Genomic DNA, 24,740 nt, shown 5'->3' on the forward strand with positions numbered 1-24,740 from the left:
CACCCCCTGACGCTAGTTTGCAGCTGGCCCCGTAGACTGAATCTCGTTGAATCGAAATACGGAAACAAACTTGGGAGTAAACGATGCGCAGAGTTACCGCCGTCGTTGTGGTTCAGGCGCTGGTGCTTAGCCTCTCCACCGCATGGGCCGCTGACGCTACGACGAATGACGAGATGCATCACAATGATGGAGCAGGCAGCACACTCAGGCTGGTTCCGCAAAATCACATGTTTGATGGCATCAATTTGACGGAGCAGCAGCGTCAGCAACTACGGGATCTGATGCAGCAGGCACGGCACGATCGTTCTCCTATAAGTATTAACGATTTAGAGCAACTGCACGAACTGATTATTGCAGATAAATTCGATCAGGCAGCTTACGAAGCTCAGGTGGAAAAAATAGCGCAGGCGGAGGTTGGGCGCCAGGTTGAGATGGCCCGGGTACGCAACCAGATGTATCACCTGTTAACACCACAGCAGCAGGCTGTCTTAGAGCAGAAACACCAGCAGCGCATCGATGAATTGCGCAAGCTAACGAACTCGCAGCAGGCTTCGCCTCTGCAGGCAGTACGTAACACCAGCAGTAACCCGTAAAGTACCAGTAAATACTATCCCTGTTTTCCTTGCCATAGACACCATCCCTGTCTTCCCCCTCATGATGAGGGGGTTTTTTTTGCCCATCAGATTCTCACGCTTCTCCGTATGCGCCGGCGCGCAATAATCCCGGGGATTTTTTGTGCTCAAATCTCGTATACTGTCGGTACTTATCCTGCCGGAGTGCGTCATGAATCAACGCTATGCTCGGCTGGTCAACTCGGCAGCACTGGCCGCTACGGTTCTTGCTTCACTGCTGTTGATCATCAAAATTTTCGCCTGGTGGCACACCGGATCGGTCAGCGTACTGGCGGCGCTGGTGGACTCACTGGTAGACATCGCCGCCTCTCTGACTAATCTTCTGGTGGTTCGCTACTCGCTGCAGCCTGCCGACGCGGAACATACCTTTGGGCACGGCAAAGCCGAATCGCTCGCCGCTCTGGCGCAAAGTATGTTTATTTCAGGTTCGGCCCTGTTTCTGTTCCTCACTGGCCTGCAGCACCTGGCCACACCTGCGCCGATGCATGCGCCGCTGGTGGGGATGATTGTGACCGTTATTGCGCTATTTTCTACGCTGATCCTGGTGACTTTTCAGCGCTGGGTAGTGCGCCGCACCCAGAGCCTGGCGATACGCGCCGACATGCTTCACTATCAGTCTGACGTGATTATGAACGGGGCAATACTGCTGGCGCTTGGCCTGAGCTGGTACGGTTTTCATCGTGCGGATGCGCTGTTTGCCTTAGGTATTGGCGTTTGGATCCTGTATAGCGCGTTAAGAATGGGGTACGAAGCCGTGCAGGCTCTGCTCGATCGCGCGCTACCCGATGAAGAACGGCAGGCTATTGAAGAGATTATCGCTGCGAAAGCCGGCATCCAGGGGGCCCACGATATTCGCACCCGCCAGTCCGGGCCAACCCGCTTTATTCAGCTCCATCTGGAAATGGATGACGATTTACCGCTGGTTAAGGCGCATAAGATAGCGGATGAGCTGGAGCAGACGCTGCTGGCGCGTTTTCCCGGTTCAGATGTCATTATTCATCAGGATCCGTGTTCCGTAGTGCCAGTGGAGCCAAAAAATAATTTTTAGTCGTAAACTTTTTTTAAATGAAGACGTTAGCTTTGTTACGTGTAAAACGTGAGTTACCGCAAAAAAAATAGGCAAATCTAGCCTGACCTGAATCAATTCAGCTAACAAGTTTTGATATACTATCAGCTTAACTTAGTCGGTTATCTCTTGTGCGCGCGTCCTGCCGCTCCCGGCGTTCAGAATTCAACATTTGCATCAACAAGTTCAGAGGTTGTCATGATCAAGAAAATCGGTGTACTGACAAGCGGCGGCGACGCCCCAGGTATGAACGCTGCAATCCGCGGCGTCGTGCGCGCGGCGCTGAGTGAAGGACTGGAAGTTTTTGGTATTTATGACGGCTATCTGGGCCTGTATGAAGATCGCATGGTCAATCTGGATCGCTACAGCGTTTCCGACATGATTAACCGCGGCGGTACGTTCCTTGGATCTGCACGTTTCCCGGATTTCCGTAAAGACGAAGTGCGTGCGGTTGCCATTGAGAATATGAGAAAGCGCGGTATTGATGCGCTGGTGGTCATCGGCGGTGACGGCTCCTACATGGGTGCCAAGCGTCTGACCGAAATGGGCTTCCCGTGCATCGGCCTGCCGGGCACGATCGATAACGACGTTGCCGGTACCGACTACACCATCGGTTATTTCACCGCGCTGGAAACCGTGGTGGAAGCCATCGACCGCCTGCGTGATACCTCCTCTTCACATCAGCGTATTTCTATCGTTGAGGTGATGGGCCGCTACTGTGGCGATCTGACCCTGGCCGCGGCGATTGCCGGTGGCTGTGAGTTTATCGTGCTGCCGGAAACCCCTTATACCCGTGAAGAGCTGCTGGCGGAGATCAAAGCCGGTATCGCTAAGGGTAAAAAGCACGCGATTGTGGCGATTACCGAGCACATCTGCGATGTGGATGAGCTGGCGAAGTACATCGAAGTTGAAACCAAGCGCGAAACCCGTGCAACGGTGCTGGGCCATATCCAGCGCGGCGGCGCACCGGTCGCCTATGACCGTATTCTCGCTTCCCGCATGGGCGCCTACTCCATTGAACTGCTGCTGCAGGGCTACGGCGGTCGCTGCGTGGGTATTCAGAACGAGAAAATGGTTCACCATGACATCGTCGATGCGATTGAAAACATGAAGCGTCCGTTCAAGGGCGACTGGCTGGAAACGGCCAAAAAGCTTTACTGATAAAAAACAAGGCGCTGCGCTCCAGCGCCTTTTTTATGCAAAGTGTTATTCCATAAAGTTATTACAGCTTCTTTTTAATTCTTTAATTCGCAGTCTGCTTTATGTCACGCTCCTTCTCAGATTAAACCTTTGGGAGTGCGTGCAATGAAGAAGTGGAGTGTGGGAATTACCCTGTTACTGGCCTCAACCAGCGTGCTGGCGAAGGATATTCAGCTGCTGAATGTCTCTTACGATCCAACACGTGAACTGTATGAGCAATATAATAAAGCGTTCAGCGCTCACTATAAGCAGGAAACCGGTGACAACGTGGTGATTCGCCAGTCGCACGGCGGTTCCGGCAAACAGGCCACCTCGGTAATTAACGGGATTAAAGCGGATGTTGTTACCCTTGCGCTGGCCTCAGACGTTGATGCCATTGCGGAACGTGGCCGCATTGATAAAAACTGGATCAAGCGCCTGCCGGATAACTCCGCGCCGTACACTTCAACGATTGTTTTCCTGGTACGCAAAGGTAACCCTAAACAGATTCACGACTGGCCGGATTTGATTAAGCCGGGCGTCTCCGTGATTACCCCGAACCCGAAAACTTCCGGCGGCGCACGCTGGAACTATCTCGCAGCCTGGGGATGGGCACTGGATCAGAACAACGGCGATCAGGCGAAAGCACAGGAATACGTTAAGTCGCTGTTTAAGAACGTTGAAGTTCAGGATTCTGGCGCACGTGGCGCCACCAACACCTTCGTTGAACGCGGCATTGGCGATGTGCTGATTGCCTGGGAAAACGAAGCGTACCTGGCGGTGAACAAACTGGGTAAAGATCAGTTTGAAATTATCACCCCGAGCGAATCAATCCTGGCCGAGCCGACCGTTTCCGTGGTGGACAAAGTGGTCGACGAGCGCGATACCCGTAAGGTTGCCGATGAATATCTGAAGTATCTCTATTCGCCGGAAGGCCAGACAATTGCGGCGCAGAACTTCTACCGACCGCGTGATGAGGCGGTGGCGAAGAAATTTGCCAGCACCTTCCAGCCGGTGAAGCTGTTTACCATCGACGGCAAGTTCGGTGGCTGGACGGCGGCGCAGAAAACCCACTTTGCTGAAGGTGGCACCTACGATCAGGTGATGAAGCGTTAAACACCAATCAGGATAAGCGTAAAAAGGCCGACAACACTGTCGGCCTTTTTGTTGTTAGCTGCAGCATGGCGGAGCCGTATTTACCGCTCATCCCGCTGTGAAAGCGCTCCCGCCGATGATTTCACATGACCTTGCGGCCGGCTTCGATTACATTGTGAACGATCGACGGCTGAGGTAAAAATTTGATGCATGGAAGAAAGCGCTTAGCGATTTTGCTGGTGGGGGTGATAGCGGCATCGGCTGGCGCTATGGCTCTGTATTTCAATAACAATGCCGATGCGTTGTGGAAGATTGTTAGCCAGCAGTGCGTGGCGGGCGAGCAGCAGAAAAACGATCCCGCTCCGTGCAGCCTGGTCAGTGAAGCCGATGGTTATGTGGTGCTGAAAGACCGCAACGGTCCGCTGCAGTTTTTACTGCTGCCGATAGCAAAAATCACCGGTATTGAGAGCCACAAACTGTTAAGCCCGGCTACGCCGAACTTTTTATCCGAGGCCTGGCGCGCCCGGCACTTTATGGAAGAACGTCGCGGTTCGGCGATTAATGACCGGGTCTATTCGCTGACGGTGAATTCCCAGTGGGGACGCACGCAGAATCAGCTGCATGTGCATATTTCCTGCCTGCGGCCTGACGTTCGCCAGCGGCTGGATGCACTCGATAGCACGCTGACTGCGCAGTGGCAGACCTACAGACTGGGTGAACATGACTACGTTATACGGGCGATCACCCGCGATGAGTTTAAGCGCACCAGCCCGTTTATCCGCATCGCCAACGAACTGCCCGACGCACGCGAAAAAATGGGCAGGTACGGTGTGGCCATTGCCGCGCTGAAAGACGGGCGGCGAGCGCTGATGGTGGTGGAGCGTAACTGGCTGCTGTTGAACCGGGGCTCTGCGGAAGAGTTGCAGGATCACAGCTGCGCCCTGCTGAAATAGTCAGGCCGGATCCCTCCGGCCCGATAATATTATTTTCCGACCGGCTCCGGGTCGTCTTTATACTGCGCGGTGGCGATCCATGCCGCGCAGAACAGCGTCAGGCGGGCAAAGAAATAGAAAAACGCCATCAGCCCCAGCACGGAACCGAAAGCGGCACCGGACGGTGAGGAAGCCAGCTTCGGCAGCGTCAGGGTCATAATAAACTTAATCACCTCAAAGCCAATCGCCGCCAGCAGTGTCCCGCGCAGCAGCGCCTTTTTACGCGGCTTGTGGCGCGGGAGGATCCAGAAAATCCACAGGAACAGCAGATAGTTGGCAAAGATGGAGATCGACAGCGCAATGGTCGTCATGGCCGGGCGCAGCCACTCGATATCCTCCAGCCCCAGCGCCCGTACGATCGACGCCTGGGCCGCGCCGGCAATGGAGGTCAGCGACAGCGTGATAATCAACGCCAGCACCAGCCCCGTCAGCGAAATAAAATCTCGGGAATATTTGAACCAGACTTTTTCCTGATCCTGCGGCGTCCGCTCCCAGACATCACGGGACTGAGCGCGTATCGCTTCACGCAGATTACCCATCCAGCTGATACCCGAATACAGCGCCACCAGCAGGCCGGTTATCCCAACCGTGGTACGCTGTTGAATCGCCGTATTTACCGTATTTTTTAATGTGGCCGCCAGTGCGGGATCGCTGATGCTGGTAACGATCTTATCGATCAGCTCGGTCAGGAGATCCTGATTTGAGGCAAGCAAAAATCCGACGGCGGCAAAAGACACCATCAGGATAGGGATCAGCGAGAGAAATGAGAAATAGGTAATCGCCGCACCAAACTGGCTGCCGAGCCGATCGTTAAATCGTTCACCCGCACGAATGAAATGCGCTACCGCCGGAATGGCACGGAACCAGCTGACCAGCCGGGAAACCCGGGTGATGGATTTATCGACCGTATGGTTCCCGGTTTTGATGTTGATCAGCGGTTTTTCCGCCGTGTGTGTTGCCTGGGGATCGCGCCGTTGAGTATCCGCCATGAATCTTTCTCAGTCCTTTTAATTAACGTTTAATTGCACATTATAGCCTGCCGATCAGGCAACGTAGCGTTTCAGCGCCTGGCTCAGCCATTCAATGAACACCTGAACCCGTCGCGCCTGATTCCGCCGATGCGGCCAGAGCAGCGACAGCTGCATCGGACAGGCCGGGAAATGGGGCAAAATCTCGACCAGTTTTTTTTCTTTCAGCGCGCTCTGCACGCCCACGCGCGGTACCTGAATAATGCCCAGGCCGGCCAGGCAGGCCGAGCGATAGGTTTCCGTACTGTTCACGGTGACCGCCCCGCCGGTTTTAATCAGGGTGGTGGTTTTACCATCAAAATATTCAAAACCGCCGGCCTGAATGCCGAGCTGCTGGCTGTAATGCACCATGGCATGCTGGGAAAGGTCCTTCAGCGATTCCGGCGTACCGAAGCGCGCCAGATAGTCAGGGCTGGCACAGTTAATCAGCGGAAGATGGCCCAGCGGCCGCGCGACCAGCCCGGAATCTTCTAATACACCCACGCGTACCACGCAGTCGAAGCCCTCCCGCACCACATCCACCCGGCGATCGCTGCTGCTCAGCTCCAGTTCAATCCCCGGATAGTGCTGAAGAAATTCGGGCAATAGCGGGATCAGATAGCCGCTGGCCAGGCTGACCGGCATGTCCACCCGCAGCCGTCCGCTGAGCGTGGCCGGATCGTGCTGGAACATCGAGTCCATTTCCTCCAGCGTGGCCAGCACATCACGGCAGCGCTCATAGTAAATCTGACCGTCCTGGGTCAGCTGTACCCGCCGCGTTGTCCGGTGCAGCAGGCGCGAACCAAGACTGTTTTCCAGCGCCTGAATCTGGCGTGACAGGCTGCCTTTGGGTAGCCCAAGGCTGTCCGCGGCCCGGGTAAAACTCTGCATTTCCGCCACGCGTACAAACACTTTCATTGTGTGTATTTTATCCATTATTTCTCTTATTGTTGTTGTGAGTGCAACAGTGAAGCGTAGTTAAGGCTATTTATAGTACGTCAGAGCAGTAATATCCTGTTTTTTGTCCACAGCCCACCCCCTGGAGAAACAAATGAGCGAGAAAATTGCACTGATCACCGGCGGAAGCCGCGGTTTAGGCCAGAATGCAGCGTTAAAACTGGCACAGAAAGGGATTAATATCATTCTGACCTGGCACAGTCAGGAACAGGAAGCGCAGGCGGTCGTCGCGCAAATTCAGGCACTGGGTGCGCGTGCAGTGGCGCTACAGCTGGATGTGGGCGACAGCAGCCGCTTCGATGCCTTTGCCGGACGCGTGCGGCAAACGCTGCAGGAAGTGTGGCAGCGTGACAGCTTTGATTACTTATTCAACAATGCAGGAACCGGCCTCTATACGCCGTTTGCCGACACGACCGAAGCGCAGTTTGACCAGTTGGTGAACGTCCATTTCAAGGGGCCGTTCTTCCTGACTCAAAAGCTGCTGCCGCTGATTGCCGACGGCGGGCGCATTCTGAATGTGTCCAGCGGGCTGGCGCGCTTTACGCTGCCGGGTTCCGGTGCTTACGCGGCCGTTAAAGGGGCGATGGAAGTGCTGACGCGCTATCAGGCTAAAGAGCTGGGAGCGCGCGGCATTGCGGTCAATATCCTCGCTCCCGGCGCAATCGAGACGGATTTTGGCGGTGGTCGGGTACGTGATGATGCCGCGATGAATGCGGCGATTGCCGCACAGACCGCGCTGGGCCGCGTGGGCCTGCCGGACGATATCGGCAACGCCGTCGCCGCTCTGCTGAGCGAGGAGTGCCGCTGGGTTAACGGCCAGCGTATTGAAGCGTCAGGCGGTATGTTCCTGTAATTCACCTGATTACGATTCACTATCGCGGCAGGGAGCGCAGTATCTGTGGCAGCCCCTCCGCGATAGTGAATCGAATTGCCCGCGTATGCCTTACAGTCGGATGGCGCCATCCAGCACCGTGACCGTCTGGCCACCGATCCATACGCCGTCGCTGGCGTAGGTCACGGTCACTCTTCCCGCACGCTGGATGGCGGTTCCCTGATGCACCACGTAGTCCAGCTCCACGCCCCGCGCCTGGAAATAGCGCGCCAGGCAGGCGTTCGCGCTGCCGGTCACCGGATCTTCCGTCAGAGAGCCTTGTTCAATCAGCAGGCCGCGCACCTCGTAGCCATCAGCAACGCCTTTTAGCGGCCCAAACGGCATCACACCGTTAACGTTGGATTTTTTAATCAGTCGGGCAAATTCGACGGCGTCCGGTTTGATCGCCAAAACCGCTTCCGCCGACTTCATCGGCACCAGCAGCCAGCGAATCCCCATATCGGCCACCATCACCGGCAGCTGTTCTTCCAGCTCATCGCTGTTGAGTGCGCTGGAAATAGGAGCGTCGCTGAACGGCGTCAGCACGGCCTCCGGTGAAGAGAAAGCCAGCGCACCGTCATCGCCGATGCGGATCTTCACCAGCCCGACGCCGCACTGCTGCACGATCTGCTGTGGATGGTTCAGCGGAATGCCGGACTCCAGCAGAGCGTGCGCCGTGCCCAGCGTTGGATGACCGGCAAACGGCAGTTCCATATCCGGGGTGAAAATACGCACGCGATAATCCGCCGCCGGTTCGGTTGCCGGTAAAACAAAGGTGGTTTCGGAAAGATTTGTCCAGCGCGCGATGGTTTGCATCTGCTCATCGCTCAGGCCGTCGGCGTCCATAATCACCGCCAGCGGATTACCGTTAAACGGCGTGGAAGTAAAAACATCAACCTGTTTAAAAGGGCGTAGCTGCGTCATAACAATTCCTGTAACCGTAGGACTTATAGGGATACTGACCACACAGTGCGATGATCGGTCGCGGGGGTTGTCAGCCTCGATGATTATGGCTATTACTAGATAATATCAGATAAAAAAGTGACCATATTATGCTGAAAATACTGGGAAGAGCGTCTTCAATCAATGTCAGAAAAGTGCTGTGGCTGTGCGATGAGTTAGGCATCCCCTTTGAGCGCGAAGAGTGGGGCGAAGGTTTCCAGTCGCCGAAAGAAAGCGCCTTTAAAGCGCTGAATCCGAACGCGCTCATTCCGGTTATTCAGGACGATGATTTCATTCTGTGGGAATCCAACACCATTATTCGCTATCTGGCGAACGCCTACGGTGGTGAATGGCTATATCCGCAGGATCCGCAGTCGCGCGCGCGCGTCGATCAGTGGATTGACTGGCAGGCCACCGAACTGAACACCGCCTGGCGCTATGCGTTTATGTCGCTGGTTCGTCATTCCCCGGCGCATCAGGAGCCCACGCTGCTGGCGGCGGCCTGCAAGGGCTGGGAATACACCATGGGGATCCTCAATCAGCAGCTGGATAAAACCGGAGCCTACGTGTCCGGGGACACCTTCTCACTGGCGGACATTCCGGTTGGTCTGTCGGTTAACCGCTGGTATGAAACCCCGCTTGAACATGCCGAGTTTCCTGCCGTGCGCGCCTACTATGAACGTCTTACCGCGCGCGAGGGCTACGCGGCATGGGGACGAAACGGTACGCCTTAGCCATCGTCGCTGGCCGTGACGTCATTACGCCACGCCAGCGGCAATACCGCTCATTTCACAGGCCACGGCACCGGTGCGCTGAAGTGCCCAGATGTAGCGCTCATTAAAGGGGTAACAGCAGGAGAGGCGCAGGGCGTGATTACAGCGCTCGCTCAGGGTGTAAAGTGCACCGGGCGTCAGGCAGATTTTCTCCTGCAGCAGCCGGTGGAACAGCTCAACGCTGTCGATATTGCCGGGCAGTTCAACCCAAAAGACAAACCCTCCGCTGGGGCGGGTGGCGCGCGTTCCGTGCGGGAAATGGCGGGCGATAATGCCACGCGCTTCTTCCAGCTGGGCGGCGTAGCGGCGGCGCAGCGAGCGCAAGTGGTGATCGTAGCCGCCGGATTCCAGAAAGATCCCCAGCGTTTCCGACAGCAGGCGCGATTCGGCCAGCGAGGAAACGGATTTCAGCCGGGCCAGTTCCTGGCTAAAGCGCCCGGCGGCAATCCAGCCGAGGTGAAAATCGGGGGCTACGGTCTTGGTAAAGCTGCTGCAGTACAGCACCCAGCCGTTTTCATCAAAGGCTTTGACCGCGGGCGTCAGCGGCCAGCAGAACTGCAGCTCCGCATACAGGCCATCTTCCAGCAGCGGCACCTCGTACTGATTCACCAGCCGCGCCAGCCGCTTTTTCCCCTCCAGCGTCATACTGCTGCCCAGCGGATTCTGCGCGTTTGGCATGGCGATAATTGCCTGAATGCGCCGCTCCTGCAGCATCAGCTCCAGCGCATCCAGCGACAGGCCGTGCTGCGGGTCGGTGGGGATCTCCAGCACATTTAGCCCCAGGCTGGCAATCAGTGGGAAGAGGTAAAAATAGGTCGGTGTTTCCAGGCCAACGCAGTCGCCGGGCCGGGTGACCGCGCGTAGCGCCAGCTGAAGAGCTTCCATGCAGCCGTGAGTCAGCGTCACGTCGTCCGTACTGATGCGGATGCCTAAATCCATCGAGCGGCGGGCGATTTCACGGCGCAGGCGCAGGCTGCCCGGCGGCAGGGCATAGCGGCCAATCAGCTCGGGTTCGCGGCGCAGCAGAGAGGCCATAATGCGGCTGATTTTTGCCGTCGGGAAAAAATCGCTGTTCTGCGGGCAGGCCAGCGAGATATTGGTGTAGTCGGCGTGGTTTTGAGCGGCAAAAACGGCGTCGATAAGGTCGAGTTTTTTACTCCCCGGCGAGCGGACGCTGCTGCGCGGCGGAGACTGGTAGGTCAGTGAGGGGAGTGCATCACGCACGTAGTAACCGGACTGCGGCCGCGCCTCAATCAGGCCGCGATCCTCCAGGATGCCGTAGGCGGTCAGCACGGTATTAACGCTGACCTGGTGGCTGGCTGCGCAGCGACGAATGGCGGGCAGGCGGCTGCCGGGCATAAACGTACCCTGCTGGATCGCGGCGGCCAGCGTCTCGGCCAGATTGTGGTACAGCGTTGCCTGCGGTTCAGTAATGGACACAGATCGCTCCTCAACGTATGGGTACAGTGATAACTTAAATCACTTTGTACCCATAACAATACTGTTTTTCTGCATCTGTTACCATTCGTGCCGAGTGAATACACTGACTGTATTCACCCGGAATGCAGGAACTCTCTTATGCTCGATCTCTCTTTTGTCAGCTACGTCACCGTTATGTCAATCACGCCAGGCCCCAACAACCTGATGCTGGCGACCTCCGGGGTCAATTTTGGTATGCGCCGTACTTTACCGATGGTCACCGGGATTATGCTGGGCTGTGCGCTACAGACCGCACTGGCCGGGGCGCTGCTGGAAGTCCTGCTGACGTGGATGGGAGCGATCCGCCTGCCGCTGACGCTGCTGGGCTGCGGCTATCTGCTGTGGCTGTCGTGGAAGATTTTTCGTTCCGGTGCGCCGGAGCTACGCGGAAAAGCGCGTCCGATGACGATGACAGGCGGTGCGCTGTTTCAGGCGGTCAATCCAAAAGCCTGGCTGATGGCGATCAACGTGGCGCTGATGTATACCGTTAACAGCAGCATTCTGGCGGTGATGATCGGCTTTATGGTACTGAACCTGCCCTGCATCCTGGTCTGGGCGATGATGGGCGATCGCCTGGGTAAGCATCTGCAGGTGCAGTGGAAGCTGCAGCTGTTTAATACGGTGATGGCGCTGTCGCTGCTGGCCACCACGCTGTGGATGCTGGTAGAAGCGATCCAGATGGCGTAATTCCCCGGATCCAGCGCAAGAAAAAAGGCGGATATCCGCCTTTTTTCAGTTTCACTTCGCCACGCCGAAGCGTGGGTTTTTCTGCTACAACGTTACTTCCCGACGACGGCTGCTGCCTGTTCGCTGGTTTCATCGTTGGCAGAGGTCATTGGCGCGTAGTCCAGCTGCAGGATGCGGCTGGTGTCCGCCAGCTCTTTCTCCGTGGCGGCGACGTTACCGTTCAGCTTCTGGCCATAGAACGGAATAATCGCTTTCAGTTTGCTCTGCCAGTCTGACGACGCCATCTGCTCTTTGAACACTTTGCTCATCAGATCCAGCATAATCGGCGCAGCCGTTGACGCGCCCGGGGATGCGCCCAGCAGTGCGGAGATAGTGCCGTCCTGTGAGGTGACCACTTCGGTTCCCAGCTTCAGTACGCCGCCTTTTTTGGCATCTTTCTCAATAATCTGCACCCGCTGACCGGCTTTCACCAGCCGCCAGTCCTCTTTGCGCGCGTCCGGGAAGTATTCGCACAGCGCCTTGTGGCGATCGTCAGCGCTGAGCAGGACCTGGCCGACCAGATATTTCACCAGATCGAAGTTATCCATCCCCACGCGCATCATCGGCATCAGGTTGGATGGCGTAATGGAGCCAAACATATCCCACAGCGAACCCTGCTTGAGGAATTTGGTGGAGAAGGTGGCGAACGGACCGAACAGCAGAACCGGCTTGCCGTCCAGCGTACGGGCATCCAGGTGCGGAACGGACATCGGCGGTGCGCCGACGGACGCTTTGCCGTATACCTTCGCCAGATGGCGCTTCACCACTTCCGGATTTTCGCTGACCAGAAACTCGCCGCCCACGGGGAAGCCTGCGTAGTTTTTCATTTCAGGGATCGCCGATTCCTGTAGCAGCGTCAGCGCCGCGCCACCGGCACCGATAAAGACATATTTGGCGCGGATAGTGTCCTGCCTGCCGTCGTTGTTCAGGTCGGCCACGGTCACGTTCCAGCTGCCGTCGCTGTTACGGTGGACCTTGCGCACTTCGTGACGATTTTTCAGGCTGAAGTTCGGGTTCTTCTTCAGCGAGGTGACCAGCTGGCGGGTCACTTCACCAAAGTTGACGTCAGTACCGATCGGAATGCGGGTGGCGGCAACTTTCTGATCGCTGTCGCGACCTTCCATGACCAGCGGCACCCACTGTTTGATTTGTTCCGCGTCTTCTGAATATTCCATCTCGCGGAACAGGCTGCAGTTTTGCAGCGCCGCGTAGCGACGTTTCAGGAAACTGACGTTATCGTTGCCCCAGACGAAGCTGATGTGCGGCACGCTGGTAATAAAGCTGCGCGGATCGCGTAATACGCCACGTTCAACCTGGTGTGCCCAGAAACGGCGTGAAATCTGGAACGCTTCGTTAATTTCTACCGCTTTCTTAATGTCGATAGATCCATCGGCATTTTCCGGAGTGTAATTCAGTTCCATCAGCGCTGAGTGTCCCGTACCGGCATTATTCCAGCCGTTGGAACTCTCTTCGGCGACTGCATCGAGACGCTCTACCATGCCGATCCGCCAGTTAGGCTCCAGCTCCTGCAGGTAGGTACCAAGCGTGGCGCTCATCACTCCACCACCGATCAGTAATACATCAACGTGCTTTTCGTCTTCTACTGCGGCTTTGCTGGTCAAACCCAGCCCCGCCAGAAGTACTGCCATTTTACGCATGAGGATACATCTCCGTATGCTGAATGAATTCAACATGTTAAGCAGGTAAAACAGACCCAATATATCTCTGAACCAGTGAAGTTATTGCGCTAATTCAGGAATGCTAAGCGATTCCATCTGCATTTTTGCTGCAAGTTTAATCACTTTTAGGAAGCATCAGAAATATACCATTGTTACGGGCTAATTAAAAAAGTGTTTAAAGATTAAAAATGAGAATGATAAGTGCGCGGAAATTAGTAACATTTATACGGGCCGTTGAGCGGCCCGATATGTCGGCAGGAAATGAAGGGTAACTGGCTGAACAGGATGGATTAATTACGAGGAGCACTGTCCGGAAGCTTGCGAAGACTAATCGCCAGACGGTTATAAGCATTCATCAAACCAATCGCAATTGTCATATCGGTAATCGCTTTTTCGCTGAATTCTTTTTGCACGACCGCATAAACTTCATCAGGTGCATGGGTTTGTGCGATCAGCGTCAGGGATTCTGCCCAGGCCAGGGCTGCCTGTTCATTGGCTGAAAACCAGTTGCCTGCTTCGCGCCAGACCTGAGTGAGCACAATTTTGTCCCACGGCATCCCTTCTTTATGTAACGCTTTAGTGTGCATATCGATGCAGTATGCGCAGCCGTTAATTTGTGAGACGCGAAGGAAAATCAGTTCGATAATGCTCATCGGTAATCCGCACTGCGCTACATAACCATAGACGCCGCCCAGTGCCTTCATTCCGGCAGGGGAAGTGGCGTTAAAATCAATACGTTCGCTCATCATTGTGTCTCCAGAGACAGGGGTTGGCGTGAATGATCGACAGCGTTTGCTGCTGAAGGCTATTTTCATCGGTTTAATGGGGCGATAAAAGTGCCAGGAATTGAGAAAAAGAGTGGTCCATCCGCCGTACAGACGGCGGAACACATTGGGCTGCAGCGTTACGCCGGCTGTTCGCTGACGGAACAGATTCGTGCCGGGATGGCTCAGGCGATTGCGGAAGGCCGCGTTCCGGCAGGATCCCGCGTGCCCTCCTGCCGCGATCTGGCGGTTGCGCTGGGCGTTGCGCGCGGCACGGTGCGCAGTGCCTACGATATGCTGGTGGACAGCCAGCTGCTGGTGGCCCGTGGCGCAGCGGGTACCTGGGTCAGTGCCGTCCTGCCCGCCGCTCGCGCCGTGCCGCAAAAAGCACCGGTGCTGGCCCCGCTGGCGGATGTGGTCCACGCCTTTGATGTTCCGCCAATGACCTTCCAGATGGGGACAGCCGCCAGCGACGCCTTCCCGGCCAAAGTCTGGTCGCGGATTCTGGCCCGCCACGTTCGGGAGATTGCCGGAGGTGCAACGGGGTATGCCGATCCGCGCGGCAGCCTGATGCTGCGTCAGGAGCTGGTGAGCTATCTGTCGATTGCCCGCGGTATACGCTGCCAGGCGTCGCAGATCGTTATCACCAACGGCTACACCGGTGCGCTGGGCATTATTTGTCTGGCGCTGGGGCTGCGCGGCACGCGCGCCTGGAGCGAAGATCCCGGCTATCTGCTGGCTCGTCGCGCACTGACCCTGGCCGGGATCGAGGCGGTGCCGGTACCGGTGGATGGGCAGGGTATTTCCGTTGCGGACGGCATGCGGCTGGCAGCCGATGCCCGCGTGGCGCTGGTTACGCCGGGGCAGCAGTCGCCGCTCGGCGTGACATTATCCCTTGCGCGCCGCGGTGAGCTGCTGGCCTGGGCGCGTCAGCAGGATAGCTGGATTATCGAAGATGATTATCTCGGTGAGCTGCAGCTGCAGGGGCGGGCGGCCCCGGCGCTGGCGGCGCTGGATGCGGAACGCGTGCTGCATATCGGCACGTTCAGTAAAACGCTCAGCCCGGCGCTGCGTATGGGCTATCTGGTGGTGCCGGACACGCTGGCGGCACACTTTGCGGAAACGGTGGCGCTGCTGGCCCCGGCTTCGTCATCCGTTCTGCATAACGCGGTGGCGGAATTTTTGCGTGAGGGGCACTACATGCGCCATCTGCGGCGGATAAAGCGGCTGTATGCAGCCCGGCTCAGCGAGCTGCTGCAGGCGCTGGAACCGCATTTTGCGCAGCTGTCGCGTGCGGCGCTGGCGGTGATTATTCTGCTGCGGCAGGGCACCCGGGATGTGGAGATTGCAAAGGCGGCGCTGGCTCACGGTATGGCCCCGTCACCGCTGTCGGTGTGGTATCAGGATAAAACGGCTTACTGCGGACTGGTGTTAGGAATAACGAATTTGCCGGACGGTGGGTTTGCCGCAAGTGCGGCCAGGCTGAAGGCGCTGGTAGAGGAGTTTGGTTAACGCTCCCTGCCCCGAAGGGCAGGGATTAGGATCAGGCTTTTTTCGCTGCGGCAGCGGCTTTCACGATAACCGCGAACGCATCGGCTTTCAGCGAGGCACCGCCAACCAGCGCGCCGTCGATATCCGGCTGGCCGAACAGCTCTGCGGCGTTTTTATCATTAACGGAACCGCCGTACTGGATAATAACCTGTGCAGCCACGGTCGCATCCTGCTTCGCGATATGGTCACGGATGAACTTGTGTACCGCCTGGGCCTGCTCAGGAGTCGCAGATTTGCCGGTGCCGATGGCCCATACTGGCTCATAGGCGATAACAACGCCGTTGAAGGCTTTTGCACCCTGAGTTTTCAGCACCGCGTCGATCTGACGAGCGCAAACTTCTTCGGTTTTGCCCGCTTCGTTTTCAGCGTCGGTTTCACCGATGCACAGTACCGGGGTCAGGCCTGCGGCTTTTACGACGGCGAATTTTTTAGCGATGAACTCGTCGCTTTCTGCGTGATAGGTACGGCGCTCAGAGTGGCCGATAATGATGTATTTCGCACCGATATCTTTCAGCATGTCGGCGGAGGTTTCACCGGTGAACGCACCTGACAGGTTTACGTCAACGTTCTGCGCACCCAGTACGATATGGCTACCGGAAATGGCATGTTTTGCCTGATCCAGATAGATCGCCGGTGGGGCAATCGCTACGCCACAACCGTCAACACCGCTCAGCTCGTTCCGCAGACCGGCGATCAGCTCGTTGACCATGTGCTTGCTACCGTTCAGTTTCCAGTTACCCATCACTAATGGATGTCGCATTGTATCCTCCACGCTTAGAGAGTATTAAAGCTGCCGGCAGGCAGCGTTGTCTGCCGACAGTATAGAGATCAAAAATGCGAAAGGCTTTGCTTTTCGTCATCGTTTGCATGAATCGATTCAGGGGGTCGCGAGCGCCAGTTTTAGCGGTTCGATGGCGAAAGTAAGCCCCTTCTCGCCGTTATCCGCCACAATGTAGCGCAACGCCCCCTCCGTCTGCTGGTAATATCGCGAATTCTTGCCTTTCGTCAGCAGATCGTTCACCCGCTTCTGGCTCTGTTCTTCGCTGAGCATCGGTTCAAAGAACCGCACAAACGCCGTCATATAGGCCAGTGCCTTTTCCCGCGCGGCTTTCTGATCCGGCCCGGGGATCGGTAGCCAGGTAATCTGGAGCGTTTTGATCTTCCCGCTGCCGTGTTCAAGGGCCGTGGACGCATAAAGATTTTCGTTGATCTTACTGGCGGCACGCGTCAGATTGCTTTTATCATCTGACGTGTCAATTGCGCGATATTCACCTAACGGTAATGTTGCGTTGGCAGCATTATATTTTTCCCGAAACTGGCCAATGGTCATATCGAAGGTTGGGGCACCCATTTGCAGATAGGGTGCCGCAGGCATATGTTCAGCCCGGTCCTGAGGATCGGCTTTTGCTGTAGCGATGGTCAGTGTGGTCAGCAGGATAATCGCTGCCCAGATCGCTTGATTCATTTTCATGGCCCTAACCAGTAAACTCTGCTCAAGATTAAAACGGACAATGACTGGAAAAGTCAAAGGGCACCCGACGCTGGAATAAATAATGACTCTACAACAATGGTGTTTTTCGTTTCGTGGCCGTCTGAGGCGGCGTGATTTCTGGATCTGGCAGGTTGTCTGGATGCTGCTGTTGACGCTGTTGTTCAGCCTCGCCGGTAACGGTTTGATGGATATGCAGCTGGCGGCGTTCTGCGTGGTGGCCCTGCTGTGGCCGGTCAGCGCGGTGCTGGTCAAACGACTACACGACCGGAACAAAGGCGGCCAGTGGGCGCTGCTGCTCATCCTGGCATGGGTGCTGATGGCCGGGAACTGGTCGATGCTGCCGGGTGACGCACAGTGGCTGGTCGGCCGCTTTATCCCCACGCTGATTCTGGTCAGTATGATGGTTGAGCTGGGTTTTTTCCGCGGTACGGATGGCGATAACCGCTACGGTAAAGCGGCGCAGTACGTGGTGTTCCTGCGCCGTGGTGCCGCCTGATTACCAGTAGTGCTCGCTGGTCATGTGGCCCGGCTTGCGCTTGAAATGCTTGCGCATCCCGCGCGTATCTTTCAGCAACTGTTGGGTATCTTTCACCATCTCCGGGTTACCACAGAGCATGACGTGGCTGGACTCGGCATCGATTTTCAGGCCGGTCGCCGCCTCCAGCTCGCCGCTGGCAATCAGGGCCGGCACCCTGCCGGTCAGCGATCCTTCGGCTTCTTCGCGACTGACCACCGTCTGAATCTGCAGCTGGCCGTTATAGCGCTGCTGGAGCTGCTGCATCTGCGGCAGATAGCTCAGGTCCTGAGCATAGCGCGCGGCATGGAGCAGTACGATGTTCTTAAACCGTTCCAGCCCTTTCCCCTCTTCCAGGATCGAAAGATAAGGACCAATGGCGGTGCCGGTTGCCAGCATCCACAGCGTGTCGCACTGCGGGATTTCATCGATAACGAAAAAGCCCTGAGCATCCTGGGTAATCATCACTTCATCACCCGGTTTCAGCGCATAAAGCAGGGGGCTGAGTTTACCTTCCGGTACCAGCACCAGATAGAACTCCAGATTTTTATTGCTCGGTGCATTAACAAAGGAATAGGCGCGAACCACGCGCTCACCGTTCACTTCCAGCGACAATTTGGCGTACTGGCCGGCGGTAAAAGGGTCAATAGGGGCGGTCACAATGATACTGAACAGGCTGTCCGTCCAGTTCGTCACTTTTTCTACTCGGGCGTTGACCCAGGCGGCCATAACAAACTCCTTCATTCAGTTGTGGCAGAATTGGCGTCTCTGTGGCTATCTTCCTCAGCTGCGCGTGGTTTTTCCAGTTCCCGCCGACGTTAAAGCTCGTATAAACAAAGTATGAGCACGAATTTACCTAAGCGTAAAAAATGTTTTACAGCCGCGCCCGTTTTTGGTGACAGGTGCGGGTGGCCTATTTTTGGCCCGCCTCTCGCTTTGTCATCCATTCCTGATATTTTCTCCGGCAATAAGCGTATCCATTTATTTGATCCTCTGGATACGAAAAATTTTACCGTTATTTATACTAATGTGGCACGATGAAAAAGATTGAAAATGGGCACCTGTTAGTGGTGCTGATTGCCCTGCTGGCGGTCGGTCAGATGGCGCAGACCATATATGTTCCGGCGATGTCCTCCATAGCGGCCGCATTTCATGTCGGCGATGGTGCCGTTCAGCGGGTGATGGCGGCGTATCTGATGACCTACGGTGCCTCACAGCTGTTTTATGGCCCGCTGTCGGACAGCATTGGCCGCAGGCCGGTGGTTCTGCTCGGCATGGGGATATTCATACTCGGCTCGCTGACGGCCCTGCTGGCGCAAAGTCTGAACGGGCTGGTGCTGGGGGCGGCAATCCAGGGGCTGGGGACGGGCGTGGCGGGCGTAATGGCGCGTACCATGCCGCGCGATCTCTATGAGGGCAGGGCGCTGCGCCATGCCAACAGTCTGTTAAATATGGGTATCCTGGTCAGCCCGCTGATTGCGCCACTGATCGGTGCCGGGCTGACCCGGCTGTTCGGCTGGCAGGCGTGCTTTGCATTTCTCCTGCTGCTGTGTCTGGTAGTCAGCGGGGCTATCCTGCGATGGATGCCGGAAACGCGTCCTCAGGGTGTGCCGTCGCGCTCGCTGCTGTCACGCTATCGTCCGCTGCTGGCCGACAGCAGCTTTGTACGCTATCTGGTTATACTGATCGGTGCCCTGGCCGGTATTGCGGTGTTTGAAGCCAGCTGCGGCGTGCTGATGGGCGGCGTGCTGGGGATGAGCAGCTTCGCCGTCAGCCTGCTGTTTATCCTGCCGCTACCGGCGGCGTTTTTTGGCGCCTGGTTTGCCGGTAAAAGCGATAAACCCTTTAACACCATTATGTGGTACGCGGTGAACAGCTGTCTGCTGGCGGGCGTGCTGATGTGGATCCCCGGCTGGCTGGGCGTGATGAACCTGTGGACGCTTATCGTGCCCGCTTCGCTGTTTTTCTTTGGCGCAGGCATGCTGTTTCCGCTGGCTACGACCGGAGCAATGGAGCCGTGGCCCTACATGGCAGGGACCGCCGGTGCGCTGGTGGGTGGATTACAGAATCTGGGATCGGGCCTGACCGCGTGGTTTTCCGCGCTGCTGCCGCAAAATGGTCAGTTCAGCCTGGGGATGCTGATGTTTGCCACTTCGCTGCTAATCCTGCTCTGCTGGCTACCGCTGTCGAAGCGCCCGGAGCCGCAGACCGTCTGACATGATCGTTATTCGGCGGGGCCGGCAGTCAATGCTGGCCCCAGCGCGAGAATTACAGAATAAACGGGTGGAGGTTATCGTCTTTGCGGTCCAGGTAGTGAATGGACTGGATACGACGAATGGTGCGTGATTTACCGCGGATCAGCAGCGTTTCGGTGGTGGCCATAGTGCCTTTGCGCGTAATGCCCTTCAGCAGATCGCCGCTGGTGATGCCGGTGGCGGCGAAGATCACGTTATCGTTACGCGCCATCTGATCGAGCAGCAGCACTTTTCCGGCATCGATGCCCATTTCATGACAGCGCTGAATCTCCTGTTCGCCGAGGCGACGATTTTCAGGCGTATCGCCTTTTACCTCATGACGGGCCAGTAAGCGGCCCTGCATATCACCGTCCAGTGCCCGGATCGCTGCCGCAGAGATCACGCCCTCCGGCGCACCGCCAATACCGTACATCACGTCCACCTCGCTGTCTGGCATGCAGGTGAGGATAGAGGCCGCCACATCACCATCCGGGAAGGTAAACACGCGAACGCCCATTGCCTGCAGGCGGGCAATGACCGCATCGTGACGTGGCTTAGCCAGCAGCGTGACGGTCAGTTCGCTCAGCGATTTGTTCAGTGCGCCAGCGATGCGCTGCAGGTTCTCTTCCAGCGGAAGATTCAGGTCAATCACGCCTTTCGCACCGGGGCCAACCGCCAGCTTCTCCATATACATATCGGGGGCGTGCAGGAAGGTGCCTTTGTCGCCGACCGCCAGCACCGCCAGCGCGTTTGCCTGGCCCAGGGCGGTCATCCGCGTCCCTTCAATGGGGTCAACGGCGATATCGACCGCATCGCCATTGCCGCTTCCGACTTTTTCGCCGATATACAGCATCGGCGCTTCATCAATTTCCCCTTCGCCAATCACGATCTGACCGTCAATATCCACCTTATTGAGCATGATGCGCATCGCGTGTACCGCTGCGCCATCAGCGGCATTTTTGTCGCCGCGCCCCAGCCATTTATAGCCAGCCAGCGCCGCCGCTTCGGTGACGCGTGAAAATTCAATTGCCAGTTCTCGTTTCATGACGTGCCTCGGAAAAGTGATGAGGCGGGAAGTTTATCACAGGCGGGAAGTGAGGGAGGTGCCCGCAGTCGGCGACTGCGGGCGGGTAAGGCCTTAATTGTCCTGATCTTCCCACGCCTGAGCGCGGGCAACGGCTTTTTTCCAGCCTGCATACAGTACATTGCGCTGGGTGGTTTCAATGCCCGGACGGAATTCGCGCTCAATGACGGATTTAGCACGCACTTCTTCGAGATCTGTCCAGAAGCCGACGGCCAGACCGGCGAGGTACGCCGCGCCCAGGGCGGTGACTTCGCGGACTTCCGGGCGCTCAACGCGGGTGCCCAGGATATCCGACTGGAACTGCATCAGGAAGTTGTTGGCAACGGCACCGCCGTCCACGCGCAGCGACTGCAGGCGGGTATTGGCGTCATTCTGCATCGCTTCCAGTACGTCGCGGGTCTGATAGGCGATCGACTCCAGTGTGGCGCGAATAATGTGGTTGGCATTAGCGCCACGGGTCAGGCCAAAGATCGCGCCACGTGCATACGGGTCCCAGTAGGGTGCGCCCAGGCCGGTGAACGCCGGAACCATGTACACGCCGTTAGAATCTTTCACCTTGGTGGCGAAATATTCGGAATCCGTTGAGTCGCTGATCAGTTTCATCTCGTCACGCAGCCACTGAATGGAGGCTCCGCCGATAAAGACGGCCCCTTCCAGTGCATAGTTCACTTCACCGCGTGGGCCGCAGGCGATGGTGGTCAGCAGGCCGTGAGTCGAGGTAACCGCTTCTTTACCGGTGTTCATCAGCATAAAGCAGCCGGTGCCATAGGTGTTTTTTGCCATTCCCGGCTGCACGCACAGCTGACCGTACAGAGCGGCCTGCTGGTCCCCGGCGATACCGGCGATAGGAATACGCGTACCGCCTTTACCACCGATGTTGGTCTGGCCGTACACCTCGGAAGAGGATTTCACCTCTGGCAGCATTTCACGCGGAATATCAAGGATTTCCAGCATGCGCTGATCCCATTCCAGCTTGTGAATGTTAAACATCATGGTGCGTGAGGCATTAGTAAAGTCGGTGATGTGTACCCGTCCCTGCGTCATTTTCCACACCAGCCAGGAGTCGACGGTGCCGAACAGCAGCTCTCCGCGGCGGGCGCGCTCACGCGAGCCTTCCACGTGATCGAGGATCCACTTCACTTTGGTGCCGGAGAAGTACGGGTTAATCACCAGGCCGGTTGTGTGCTGGATATACTCTTCCAGGCCTTCTTTCTTCAGTTTTGCGCAGTAGTCAGCGGTACGTGGGTCCTGCCAGACGATCGCGTTGTAGATCGGCTTACCGGTTTCTTTGTCCCAGATGATGGTGGTTTCGCGCTGGTTGGTGATACCAATTGCCGCAATCTCATCAGAACGAATATCCGCATGCGCCAGCACCTCGACCAGCGTGGAGCTCTGTGAAGCCCAGATATCCATAGGATCATGCTCAACCCAGCCCGCTTTTGGGTAGATTTGCTGGAATTCGCGCTGCGATACCGCAACGATATTGGAGTCATGGTCCAGGATTACCGCACGTGAGCTGGTAGTTCCCTGGTCGAGCGCAACGATATATTTTTTCTCTACGGTCATAATTTTTTCCTGATGAGTTCAAGAGTGATACCCGCCGAAACGGGTATAGCAGGATTACGCTTTACGCTGTGCAGCGCGCTGTACCACTTCGTCCTGTTTTACCGCGGTCTGGCCCGGCAGATTGCGGCCGATCAGAGAACGGTAACCAAATGCTCCAACGATTGCACCGAGCATCGGTCCGAAGATAGGGACCAGGAAGTACGGAATATCGCGACCGCCGGTGAAGGCCATGCTGCCCCAGCCTGCGAGTGATGCGAACAGCTTAGGACCGAAATCACGCGCCGGGTTCAGGGCAAAACCGGTCAGCGGACCCATCGCGGCACCAATCACGGCAATCAGCAGGCCGATTAACAGCGGGGCCAGAGGACCGCGCGGCAGACCATTGCCGTCGTCGGTCAGTGCCATAATCAGCGCCATCATTACGGCGGTGATCACGGCTTCAACCAGGAATGCCTGCCCCACGCTAATGTGCGGGTTTGGGTAGGTTGAAAACACGCCGGCCACGTCCAGGCTTTCGACGCTGCCGCGCACCAGCTGGTGGGTCTGCTCGTAGTCGAGGAATAAATTGTAATACAGGCCGTACACCAGTGCAGCCGCGCAAAACGCGCCGGCTATCTGAGCAATGATATAGGGAACCACTTTACGCCCATCGAAGTTGGCAAATAACCAGAGGGCAATGCTGACTGCAGGGTTGAGATGCGCACCTGAGATGCCCGCGCTGAGGTAGATCGCCATGGCAACGGCAATGCCCCACACGATGCTGATTTCCCACTGACCAAAGCCGGCACCAGCGAGTTTTAATGCAGCGACACAGCCTGCACCAAAGAAGAGGATGGTCGCGGTACCAAGAAACTCGGCGATGCATTGTCCTTTAAGTGTGCTTGTTGCATGACTCATGTTGAAATTCCTGAAGGCGAGTTAAGAGTTTACTATCTTCGTTTTCTCATTCCCTGAGCCGCCCAAGTCTGTTGTAGGGCTGATGTAAATTTATCGTTAACGAGCATAAACGAGAAATAGCGAAATCAAAAGTTGTGTGCTGTGTCATAAAAATGAGCGAATTCGCGTGTTTCTGGCGCGTACTAATCACGATGTTGCGCGTTTAAGCGGTAACGAAATGCGAAAATATTTAACGCGGGGCCAATCGTCGTCGGTGAAAATGTTACGCAGACCAGGTCTACGCTGAAAATTGTTACAGACTGCGCCCCATATGGCTTAGCCGCTGGACTTGCCCTGCGCGTCTACTTACAATCGAAGGATCGTTGTTATCCGCGGAATGTCGGTTCACTCCTTATCCCTGCGGCTAGCATCATCAGCGCCCTGCGATTAGGAGAGGTTATAGATATGTCATTTGAAGTATTCGAGAAACTGGAAGCAAAAGTGCAGCAGGCGATTGATACCATCACGCTGTTGCAGATGGAGATCGAAGAGCTTAAAGAACAGAATGGAAATCTGAGTCAGCAAGTTCAACATGCTGCTGGCAACAGTGAAGCGCTGGTTCGTGAAAATCAGCAGCTAAAGGAAGAGCAGCATGTCTGGCAGGATCGTCTGCGGGCATTGCTGGGTAAAATGGAAGAGGTTTAAGGTTTCACTTTTATAAAGTGAATCTGCAGAGAGCGGGTGCCATCGGCACCCGTTTTTGTATTCGCTATTCGAGATCGAGCGGGTCTTCTGACAGGATCATGCCGGTGTTATCGGCATACAAATGATCGCCAGAGAAGAAGGTTACGCCACCGAAGTTAACGCGCACATCGCTTTCACCAATGCCTTCACCTGCCGCACCGGCGGGAATAGCTGCGATGGCCTGAATGCCAATATCCAGCTCTTCCAGGTCGTCTACCTGGCGCACTGAACCGTAAATCACGATGCCTTCCCACTCGTTCTGGACCGCCAGCCTGGCCAGGGCAGCGTCAACCAGCGCGCGGCGAACGGAGCCGCCACCGTCGACCAGCAGGATCCGCCCACGGCCGTTCTCCTCGAGCAAATCATAAAGCAGACCGTTGTCCTCGAAACATTTTACCGTAATGATTTGCCCACCAAACGAGGTGCGGCCACCAAAGTTTGAGAAGAGCGGTTCCACGACATTCACATCTTCATGATAGATGTCGCACAGTTCTGAGGTATCGTATTTCATAGGATT

At 56.4% G+C, this 24,740-nt stretch carries 25 protein-coding genes; 12 read left to right on the forward strand and 13 right to left on the reverse strand.

Features of this window, described 5'->3' with window-relative positions:
- Positions 1–83: 83 nt before the first annotated feature.
- The 5 genes from cpxP (at position 84) to PGH32_RS23455 (ending at position 4,925) form a co-directional block, all read left to right on the forward strand.
- Positions 84–593, forward strand: a complete 510-nt coding sequence (gene cpxP / locus PGH32_RS23435; protein ID WP_314425718.1) for a cell-envelope stress modulator CpxP — start codon at positions 84–86, stop codon at positions 591–593.
- A 190-nt stretch (positions 594–783) separates the two neighbouring features.
- A complete protein-coding gene (fieF, locus tag PGH32_RS23440) occupies positions 784–1,680 on the forward strand; it encodes a CDF family cation-efflux transporter FieF (RefSeq protein WP_314425715.1) in 897 nt (298 codons plus the stop codon).
- Positions 1,681–1,896: 216 nt separating this feature from the next.
- Entirely contained in the window at positions 1,897–2,859 is a 963-nt protein-coding gene (pfkA, locus tag PGH32_RS23445) for a 6-phosphofructokinase (RefSeq protein WP_123337500.1), read from the forward strand.
- 144 nt (positions 2,860–3,003) lie between these two features.
- Positions 3,004–3,993 (forward strand): sulfate ABC transporter substrate-binding protein, encoded by a 990-nt coding sequence (locus PGH32_RS23450; protein ID WP_105594468.1) that lies wholly within the window; start codon positions 3,004–3,006, stop codon positions 3,991–3,993.
- 185 nt (positions 3,994–4,178) lie between these two features.
- Complete coding sequence (locus PGH32_RS23455; RefSeq protein ID WP_314425708.1) at positions 4,179–4,925, forward strand: CDP-diacylglycerol diphosphatase; 747 nt, start codon at positions 4,179–4,181, stop codon at positions 4,923–4,925.
- A gap of 29 nt (positions 4,926–4,954) precedes the next feature.
- Here PGH32_RS23455 and yhjD read toward each other — a convergent pair whose 3' ends face one another.
- Together yhjD and PGH32_RS23465 are read right to left on the reverse strand one after the other, a co-directional pair.
- On the reverse strand, positions 4,955–5,953 hold the full coding sequence (gene yhjD, locus PGH32_RS23460) for an inner membrane protein YhjD (RefSeq protein WP_314425707.1): 999 nt from the start codon (positions 5,951–5,953) through the stop codon (positions 4,955–4,957).
- A gap of 54 nt (positions 5,954–6,007) precedes the next feature.
- Complete coding sequence (locus PGH32_RS23465; protein ID WP_337895343.1) at positions 6,008–6,907, reverse strand: LysR family transcriptional regulator; 900 nt, start codon at positions 6,905–6,907, stop codon at positions 6,008–6,010.
- A gap of 115 nt (positions 6,908–7,022) precedes the next feature.
- Here PGH32_RS23465 and PGH32_RS23470 point away from each other — a divergent pair, with 115 nt between their 5' ends.
- Positions 7,023–7,781: an SDR family NAD(P)-dependent oxidoreductase gene (locus tag PGH32_RS23470; RefSeq protein ID WP_314425700.1), complete on the forward strand. Its 759-nt coding sequence runs from the start codon at positions 7,023–7,025 to the stop codon at positions 7,779–7,781.
- A gap of 90 nt (positions 7,782–7,871) precedes the next feature.
- Here PGH32_RS23470 and PGH32_RS23475 read toward each other — a convergent pair whose 3' ends face one another.
- Complete coding sequence (locus PGH32_RS23475) at positions 7,872–8,723, reverse strand: PhzF family phenazine biosynthesis protein (RefSeq protein WP_314425698.1); 852 nt, start codon at positions 8,721–8,723, stop codon at positions 7,872–7,874.
- A gap of 128 nt (positions 8,724–8,851) precedes the next feature.
- Between PGH32_RS23475 and PGH32_RS23480 the strand changes: the two genes are divergently transcribed.
- Positions 8,852–9,475, forward strand: a complete 624-nt coding sequence (locus tag PGH32_RS23480) for a glutathione S-transferase family protein (protein WP_314425696.1) — start codon at positions 8,852–8,854, stop codon at positions 9,473–9,475.
- Positions 9,476–9,499: 24 nt separating this feature from the next.
- Here the strand turns inward: PGH32_RS23480 and PGH32_RS23485 are convergent, their stop codons facing one another.
- Entirely contained in the window at positions 9,500–10,954 is a 1,455-nt protein-coding gene (locus tag PGH32_RS23485) for an aminotransferase-like domain-containing protein (protein WP_314425693.1), read from the reverse strand.
- Between the two features lie 138 nt (positions 10,955–11,092).
- On the opposite strand from PGH32_RS23485, the gene PGH32_RS23490 reads away from it, so the two are divergent.
- Positions 11,093–11,680, forward strand: coding sequence for a LysE family translocator (locus tag PGH32_RS23490; RefSeq protein WP_337895344.1), 588 nt, complete (start codon positions 11,093–11,095; stop codon positions 11,678–11,680).
- 92 nt (positions 11,681–11,772) lie between these two features.
- Here PGH32_RS23490 and mqo read toward each other — a convergent pair whose 3' ends face one another.
- Both mqo and PGH32_RS23500 read right to left on the reverse strand, forming a co-directional pair.
- On the reverse strand, positions 11,773–13,377 hold the full coding sequence (gene mqo, locus PGH32_RS23495; RefSeq protein WP_443112827.1) for a malate dehydrogenase (quinone): 1,605 nt from the start codon (positions 13,375–13,377) through the stop codon (positions 11,773–11,775).
- Positions 13,378–13,688: 311 nt separating this feature from the next.
- Positions 13,689–14,144 (reverse strand): carboxymuconolactone decarboxylase family protein, encoded by a 456-nt coding sequence (locus tag PGH32_RS23500; RefSeq protein ID WP_314425896.1) that lies wholly within the window; start codon positions 14,142–14,144, stop codon positions 13,689–13,691.
- A 90-nt stretch (positions 14,145–14,234) separates the two neighbouring features.
- Here PGH32_RS23500 and pdxR point away from each other — a divergent pair, with 90 nt between their 5' ends.
- Positions 14,235–15,674 carry a MocR-like pyridoxine biosynthesis transcription factor PdxR gene (gene pdxR, locus PGH32_RS23505; protein WP_337895345.1) on the forward strand — a complete coding sequence of 480 codons (1,440 nt, stop codon included), beginning with the start codon at positions 14,235–14,237 and terminating at the stop codon, positions 15,672–15,674.
- A gap of 31 nt (positions 15,675–15,705) precedes the next feature.
- Here the strand turns inward: pdxR and tpiA are convergent, their stop codons facing one another.
- Positions 15,706–16,473, reverse strand: a complete 768-nt coding sequence (gene tpiA / locus PGH32_RS23510) for a triose-phosphate isomerase (protein WP_337895346.1) — start codon at positions 16,471–16,473, stop codon at positions 15,706–15,708.
- Between the two features lie 117 nt (positions 16,474–16,590).
- Positions 16,591–17,178, reverse strand: coding sequence for a YiiQ family protein (locus tag PGH32_RS23515; RefSeq protein ID WP_314425894.1), 588 nt, complete (start codon positions 17,176–17,178; stop codon positions 16,591–16,593).
- A gap of 88 nt (positions 17,179–17,266) precedes the next feature.
- Here PGH32_RS23515 and PGH32_RS23520 point away from each other — a divergent pair, with 88 nt between their 5' ends.
- Positions 17,267–17,701 carry a DUF805 domain-containing protein gene (locus PGH32_RS23520; protein ID WP_314425682.1) on the forward strand — a complete coding sequence of 145 codons (435 nt, stop codon included), beginning with the start codon at positions 17,267–17,269 and terminating at the stop codon, positions 17,699–17,701.
- Here the strand turns inward: PGH32_RS23520 and fpr are convergent, their stop codons facing one another.
- Positions 17,702–18,448 carry a ferredoxin--NADP(+) reductase gene (gene fpr, locus PGH32_RS23525; RefSeq protein WP_314425678.1) on the reverse strand — a complete coding sequence of 249 codons (747 nt, stop codon included), beginning with the start codon at positions 18,446–18,448 and terminating at the stop codon, positions 17,702–17,704.
- Positions 18,449–18,756: 308 nt separating this feature from the next.
- Here fpr and emrD point away from each other — a divergent pair, with 308 nt between their 5' ends.
- On the forward strand, positions 18,757–19,935 hold the full coding sequence (emrD, locus tag PGH32_RS23530) for a multidrug efflux MFS transporter EmrD (protein ID WP_337895347.1): 1,179 nt from the start codon (positions 18,757–18,759) through the stop codon (positions 19,933–19,935).
- Between the two features lie 52 nt (positions 19,936–19,987).
- Here the strand turns inward: emrD and glpX are convergent, their stop codons facing one another.
- The 3 genes from glpX to PGH32_RS23545 form a co-directional block, all read right to left on the reverse strand.
- On the reverse strand, positions 19,988–20,998 hold the full coding sequence (gene glpX / locus PGH32_RS23535) for a class II fructose-bisphosphatase (RefSeq protein ID WP_337895348.1): 1,011 nt from the start codon (positions 20,996–20,998) through the stop codon (positions 19,988–19,990).
- 93 nt (positions 20,999–21,091) lie between these two features.
- A complete protein-coding gene (glpK, locus tag PGH32_RS23540) occupies positions 21,092–22,603 on the reverse strand; it encodes a glycerol kinase GlpK (protein WP_314425672.1) in 1,512 nt (503 codons plus the stop codon).
- Positions 22,604–22,657: 54 nt separating this feature from the next.
- Positions 22,658–23,500 carry an MIP/aquaporin family protein gene (locus PGH32_RS23545; RefSeq protein ID WP_314425669.1) on the reverse strand — a complete coding sequence of 281 codons (843 nt, stop codon included), beginning with the start codon at positions 23,498–23,500 and terminating at the stop codon, positions 22,658–22,660.
- Between the two features lie 444 nt (positions 23,501–23,944).
- Here PGH32_RS23545 and zapB point away from each other — a divergent pair, with 444 nt between their 5' ends.
- Positions 23,945–24,184, forward strand: a complete 240-nt coding sequence (gene zapB / locus PGH32_RS23550; RefSeq protein ID WP_123337548.1) for a cell division protein ZapB — start codon at positions 23,945–23,947, stop codon at positions 24,182–24,184.
- A gap of 64 nt (positions 24,185–24,248) precedes the next feature.
- Here zapB and rraA read toward each other — a convergent pair whose 3' ends face one another.
- Entirely contained in the window at positions 24,249–24,734 is a 486-nt protein-coding gene (gene rraA / locus PGH32_RS23555) for a ribonuclease E activity regulator RraA (protein WP_314425663.1), read from the reverse strand.
- Between the last annotated feature and the right edge of the window lie 6 nt (positions 24,735–24,740).

Source organism: Erwinia sp. SLM-02 (assembly GCF_037450285.1).
Classification (GTDB): Bacteria; Pseudomonadota; Gammaproteobacteria; order Enterobacterales; family Enterobacteriaceae; genus Erwinia.

Coding starts and splice junctions, on each gene's coding strand:
- cpxP (WP_314425718.1), top strand. CDS start 84: ATGCGCAGAGTTACCGCCGTCGTTGTGGTTCAGGCGCTGGTGCTTAGC.
- fieF (WP_314425715.1), top strand. CDS start 784: ATGAATCAACGCTATGCTCGGCTGGTCAACTCGGCAGCACTGGCCGCT.
- pfkA (WP_123337500.1), top strand. CDS start 1,897: ATGATCAAGAAAATCGGTGTACTGACAAGCGGCGGCGACGCCCCAGGT.
- PGH32_RS23450 (WP_105594468.1), top strand. CDS start 3,004: ATGAAGAAGTGGAGTGTGGGAATTACCCTGTTACTGGCCTCAACCAGC.
- PGH32_RS23455 (WP_314425708.1), top strand. CDS start 4,179: ATGCATGGAAGAAAGCGCTTAGCGATTTTGCTGGTGGGGGTGATAGCG.
- yhjD (WP_314425707.1), bottom strand. CDS start 5,953: ATGGCGGATACTCAACGGCGCGATCCCCAGGCAACACACACGGCGGAA.
- PGH32_RS23465 (WP_337895343.1), bottom strand. CDS start 6,907: ATGGATAAAATACACACAATGAAAGTGTTTGTACGCGTGGCGGAAATG.
- PGH32_RS23470 (WP_314425700.1), top strand. CDS start 7,023: ATGAGCGAGAAAATTGCACTGATCACCGGCGGAAGCCGCGGTTTAGGC.
- PGH32_RS23475 (WP_314425698.1), bottom strand. CDS start 8,723: ATGACGCAGCTACGCCCTTTTAAACAGGTTGATGTTTTTACTTCCACG.
- PGH32_RS23480 (WP_314425696.1), top strand. CDS start 8,852: ATGCTGAAAATACTGGGAAGAGCGTCTTCAATCAATGTCAGAAAAGTG.
- PGH32_RS23490 (WP_337895344.1), top strand. CDS start 11,093: ATGCTCGATCTCTCTTTTGTCAGCTACGTCACCGTTATGTCAATCACG.
- mqo (WP_443112827.1), bottom strand. CDS start 13,377: ATGCGTAAAATGGCAGTACTTCTGGCGGGGCTGGGTTTGACCAGCAAA.
- PGH32_RS23500 (WP_314425896.1), bottom strand. CDS start 14,144: ATGAGCGAACGTATTGATTTTAACGCCACTTCCCCTGCCGGAATGAAG.
- tpiA (WP_337895346.1), bottom strand. CDS start 16,473: ATGCGACATCCATTAGTGATGGGTAACTGGAAACTGAACGGTAGCAAG.
- PGH32_RS23515 (WP_314425894.1), bottom strand. CDS start 17,178: ATGAATCAAGCGATCTGGGCAGCGATTATCCTGCTGACCACACTGACC.
- PGH32_RS23520 (WP_314425682.1), top strand. CDS start 17,267: ATGACTCTACAACAATGGTGTTTTTCGTTTCGTGGCCGTCTGAGGCGG.
- fpr (WP_314425678.1), bottom strand. CDS start 18,448: ATGGCCGCCTGGGTCAACGCCCGAGTAGAAAAAGTGACGAACTGGACG.
- emrD (WP_337895347.1), top strand. CDS start 18,757: ATGAAAAAGATTGAAAATGGGCACCTGTTAGTGGTGCTGATTGCCCTG.
- glpX (WP_337895348.1), bottom strand. CDS start 20,998: ATGAAACGAGAACTGGCAATTGAATTTTCACGCGTCACCGAAGCGGCG.
- glpK (WP_314425672.1), bottom strand. CDS start 22,603: ATGACCGTAGAGAAAAAATATATCGTTGCGCTCGACCAGGGAACTACC.
- PGH32_RS23545 (WP_314425669.1), bottom strand. CDS start 23,500: ATGAGTCATGCAACAAGCACACTTAAAGGACAATGCATCGCCGAGTTT.
- zapB (WP_123337548.1), top strand. CDS start 23,945: ATGTCATTTGAAGTATTCGAGAAACTGGAAGCAAAAGTGCAGCAGGCG.
- rraA (WP_314425663.1), bottom strand. CDS start 24,734: ATGAAATACGATACCTCAGAACTGTGCGACATCTATCATGAAGATGTG.